5 protein-coding genes and 1 pseudogene are annotated in these 4,313 nt (G+C 62.8%); 3 read left to right on the top strand and 3 right to left on the bottom strand.

What is annotated here, in order from left to right; translation table 11 throughout:
• Positions 1-680: pseudogene (locus tag R6U20_RS00280) on the top strand (cytochrome C assembly protein); the annotation flags it as partial.
• 11 nt (positions 681-691) lie between these two features.
• On the opposite strand, the gene R6U20_RS00275 reads toward R6U20_RS00280, so the two are convergent.
• The 3 genes from R6U20_RS00275 to R6U20_RS00265 form a co-directional block, all read right to left on the bottom strand.
• A complete protein-coding gene (locus tag R6U20_RS00275) occupies positions 692-1,828 on the bottom strand; it encodes a glycoside hydrolase family 113 (RefSeq protein ID WP_410335868.1) in 1,137 nt (378 codons plus the stop codon).
• An 18-nt stretch (positions 1,829-1,846) separates the two neighbouring features.
• Positions 1,847-2,272, bottom strand: coding sequence for a hypothetical protein (locus tag R6U20_RS00270; RefSeq protein WP_410335867.1), 426 nt, complete (start codon positions 2,270-2,272; stop codon positions 1,847-1,849).
• Positions 2,273-2,403: 131 nt separating this feature from the next.
• The gene (locus R6U20_RS00265; protein ID WP_410335866.1) at positions 2,404-2,694 is read right to left on the bottom strand and encodes a DUF2470 domain-containing protein; all 291 of its coding nucleotides are present in this window, start codon (positions 2,692-2,694) and stop codon (positions 2,404-2,406) included.
• 136 nt (positions 2,695-2,830) lie between these two features.
• Between R6U20_RS00265 and R6U20_RS00260 the strand changes: the two genes are divergently transcribed.
• A complete protein-coding gene (locus R6U20_RS00260; RefSeq protein ID WP_410335865.1) occupies positions 2,831-3,634 on the top strand; it encodes a tetratricopeptide repeat protein in 804 nt (267 codons plus the stop codon).
• A 41-nt stretch (positions 3,635-3,675) separates the two neighbouring features.
• Positions 3,676-4,107: an acyl-CoA thioesterase gene (locus R6U20_RS00255; protein WP_410335864.1), complete on the top strand. Its 432-nt coding sequence runs from the start codon at positions 3,676-3,678 to the stop codon at positions 4,105-4,107.
• Positions 4,108-4,313 lie beyond the last annotated feature (206 nt).

The following is a 4,313-nucleotide window of genomic DNA, read 5'->3' as shown; positions in this document are numbered from 1 at the left end:
ATACCCTTTTTCCGAGAGGCGTCGCAGTGATGGTAGGACCTGTTTCCCTCGTTTCGTCGTCTCCGAAAGGCCGTAGCTACACGGTACGCCCCGAGGCGTATGAGTCTGATGATGGACAGTGGTTCATGCATCCCGGTGTCAAGAAGTTTGTAGAGCAAGATCTGTTTGTGGCTGTTACGCCCCGCGAGGCAACAGGCATCGACGACGACCCCGATGCGGAGGGCGGCGAGTTTCAACTGGCACGGGGCGACTCAACCGTGATCGGCGATGGGGAGTACGCTATTGCCTTCAAGGGATTCGACATGGAACTGCCTGACACCGATGTGCCCAACGATGTGCAGCTTGCCGTAGGCGCAGTCATGGAAATGACGGATCTGGAGACGAACGAGACGCAGCGGCTCAAGCCCATCTACATGATCACGAATGATCGCAAAGAGCGCTACGTGGAAGCGGAGGTGGAAGCGTGGGATATCCGGCTGGCCTTTATCGAAATGGACGTAGAGTCGGGCCGCGCCAACTTTGCGATTGATGGGGTAGATGTGATGCCCGAGGACTGGGTTGTGGTGCAGGCGCAGGTGAAGCCTCTCATCAGTCTGGTGTGGATTGGCTTCATCATGCTGTCGGTGGGCTTCATCATTTCGCTGGTGCGGCGCGTGCAAGACATTCGCCACCGTGCGTAAGCCGGGCCCGGCTACGGAGTGACACCGCTATCCTGCTGCCTAAAGCCGCGCCGGATGACGTCCTCGGCGGGCTTGTCCTGGGGCGTGAAGCCCTGCGGGCGATCGGCGCTGTGGGCCGGGTGCCACTTCCATAGCACGGCGCCTGCAAACCATGGCACGTCACGAAAGCGCGCAAACAGCGCCTGGTAGAGCCGCGCTTGCAGTTCGGGAGCATGGCTGCTGGAATCGTCGGCATTGCGGTCGGGCCAGACCCACGGCTCGGCGGCGGCTGTTTTCACGCTGCGATAGCCGACTTCGGTAAACAGCACGGGCCGCTCGGCACGGGCCGCGACCTCGCTCAGAGCCTCGACATGCGTATCCCAGCCTTGCACTAAAGCATTCGTCGAGGGGTTTTGGGCGTCGGCGAGGGGGAAGTAAGCCTGCACGCCGATGTAGTCGAGCGCATCCCAGAACGGAATGGTCTCGTACTCATCGTACCAGTTCGCGGCGTAGGTGAGATCGCCATCGTAGACGGTACGCACCGTGTCGATGAGTGCGCGCCAGAAGTCGGGGCGCTCGTGTGCGGCGCGGGCCAGTTCGGTGCCCACCACCAGCACATCGGCCTCTACGTCGCGGGCCAGGCGGGCATAGTGCACCAAGAAGCGCGTGTAGGCGGCCTCCCACTCGGTCCACTCGGCCTCGGTGTCGAACCCGATGGCGTTGCGCTCTTGCCCGTCGGTGTCGTAGCTGCCGAGCCAGAGGTGCGGTTTGAGCACAAGGCCCATGTCGCGGTCGGCGGCCTCCTGCGCCAGCGTGCGGATGCCCGCATCGCTTTCGCTGTACCATCCGGCATCGGTATTCAGGCGGATGCGGGGCGTATCGGCAGTGCGTTGAAAGCCGAACGGGATAAGCGTGAGGTGCGTGGTGCCCAGCGCGGCAATGCGGTCCAGATCGTCTGGGGTGGGCGGCTCTCGGGCATCGAGCGTCACTGCCCAGAGGCGGGCGCTATCCGGCACGGCGACTGATGGTTCTGCGACCGATGACGGAGCGGGCGCATCCTCGACCTCCGAAGACCCCGATGACGTGCAGGCGCTCCCCCCGATTCCAGTCAGCAGAAGCCCTCCGATCAGCGCGGCGCTCCAGCGCATCCCCCAAAACGAAACGGACAAAGCAGGCAAGCCGACGGATTAGGCACGGGTAGAGAGAGCAGGCGCGGGGGCGTCGAAGGGCGAGCCGGTGTCGGCGGCGTGGCGCGCACGGATGGCCTCGGCCCAGGCGGCCGTGAGCAGGTCGTAGTCGTGGGCATCCATGTCGGCATCGCCGGTGTCGGCAGCCTGAAAGCCGTAGGCGACGGGCGAGAGGCTGGCGCGCGGCCCCGAGCCCATGTTCAGCAGATGCGCACGGCCGAGCCCCAGGCGGTAGTCGCCATGCATCTGACCGAGTACGCAGTGCGATCCGTCAGAAAGTTCGAGTGTAACGGGGTCGACGCCGCGGTACCAGTGCGGATCGACGCCGTCGAGGTAGGTGGCGCCGCGCTCAACGCGTTTGCGCGCCGAGGCAGGCGATACGTCGGGCACGCCGGAACTGGTAAGGGTGTGAATCCAGGACCACATAGGCACAGCAGAAGAAGGAAGTAGGATTCGGGGGAATGTGCGTTGGGGTTTGCACATCCTTCATGCTGGGTAACGGGGTACGCAGCATGCGGTTGCACCCGGGTGCGGCATCCGTTTAACGATGTGGGGAATCATGACGGAGACGTGCTTTGCTCGTCAAGTGTAGCACGGGCCTCTTGAACCATCTGCACGAGGCGCATGTGGGCATCATCGGCGCTTTCAAGGGGCGGGTCAAAGGGGATGCGCACGGTTGTATCGGACGATGCGAGGTGGAGCGTCATCGTATCGGCGTTGATGCCGGTCATGCGCACGGGACCGTTGGGCACGGCATCTGAGAACGCACGCACGTACAGCCGCAGCGCATCGGCGTGGTCCTCGTTCATGTGGTTGATGATGCGGGGGGCGGCGCTGGTAAATGACATATTTCGGCAGGCGTACAGGAGAGAGACATGATGAGAAATTGCCAAACCGCTCCAAAACAGGAAGCAAAAGGGAGCCATTGGCGTGGTAGTTACTACACGTACTGTATGCGTTCTCATTCATCAATCTGTTCCTGATATGGAGACGACGGCGACTGATTTTGCAACCGACGTGATCGAAGCCAGCCGTACAAAACCGGTACTGGTCGACTTCTGGGCCCCGTGGTGCGGCCCATGTCGGCAGCTCGGACCTACGCTCGAACAGCTGGATGCTGAGCGCGACGACTGGACGCTCGTTAAGCTTAACGTAGACGAGCACAACGACGTAGCCCGCCAGTACGGCGTGCGTGGCATTCCGGCTGTAAAGCTGTTTGTAGATGGTACGGTGACTGCCGAGTTTACCGGTGCGCTGCCGCGTCATGCCGTGGAGCAGTGGCTCGACGAACACCTGCCTACCCCAGAGAAGAAAGCAATTGGAAAAGCTCAGACTGCGCTTGACGAGGGGCGGCGCGAGGATGCCGTTGCATTGCTGGAGCCGATTGTAGACGGTGAGACGCAAGAGCCAGAAGCCGACTTGCTTCTGGCTACAGCCGTCGTGTTCGACGATCCAGAGCGCGCTGCGTCGCTGGTGGATTCGCTGGACGTAGCCGCGCCCGATCTGCGCCAGCAGCGCGAGGCGGTCGAGACGCTCAGCCGCCTGCTCACCGACACCCCCGACCTGCCCGATACCGAGGCGGCCGCCACCTACCAGGCTGCCCTGAATGCCTTGCGCGAAGAGCGGTTCGATGACGCGCTCGAACAGTTCATCGAGGTGGTGCGCACCGACCGCGATCTTGATGATGACGGAGCGCGTAAGGCGTGCGTAGCGCTCTTTACGCTGCTGGGACCAGAGCACCCGGCAACGCAGGCTCACCGCCGCGCGTTTGATACGTCGCTCTACTAAGACTGGCACTCGGCATCCCACTCACCCAACATCCCGCGCCTATGCCGCGTCCTCGCATTGCCATTCCCGACAACGCCGCTGTTATGCACACCGCTACGCTCCCGGTGCGCTGGGGCGACATGGATGCGTTTCGGCACGTCAACAACACGAAGTTCTTTCGCTACTTCGAGCAAACACGCGTGGAGTGGCTGCGCGCGTTGCCCGGTGCTTCGATGGAGGGCGAGACCGGACCGGTGGTGGCCCACACGGCCTGTGCGTACAAGCAGCCGCTTACGCATCCGGCAACGGTTCGGGTGGCGCTGCTGAGCGGAGCCCCGGGGCGCTCCAGCATCCAGACGTACTACCGCATCACCACCGAAGCGGCCCCGGATGCGGTGGTGGCGCGGGGCTCGGCCTCCATCGTGTGGATTGACTTTGCCACAGGTCGCCCCGTTGCCCTGCCCGAGGCGATGCGCGAGGCACTGCCTGCGTAGCCCGCTCCAGTCACATTGGTACGCCGAAGTGGAACGAAGCCGGCCCCACGGGGCGGGCTTTTTTTGTTGGGGTTAGCATAGTGCCCTGTCAATCCTCATTTTGACGCTTGCCATGCAATCACCCCTCAACGAAGCCTGTCATGGTGAGCGAAAGGCGACGAAGGAGCCGAGAGTCGAACCATCTCCTTAGCTTTCAGCGGGAACTG

The sequence above is a fragment of the Longimonas sp. genome, from assembly GCF_046498435.1.
Taxonomy (GTDB): domain Bacteria; phylum Bacteroidota; class Rhodothermia; order Rhodothermales; family Salinibacteraceae; genus Longimonas.
This window is presented reverse-complemented; position numbering and strand designations above follow the sequence as displayed.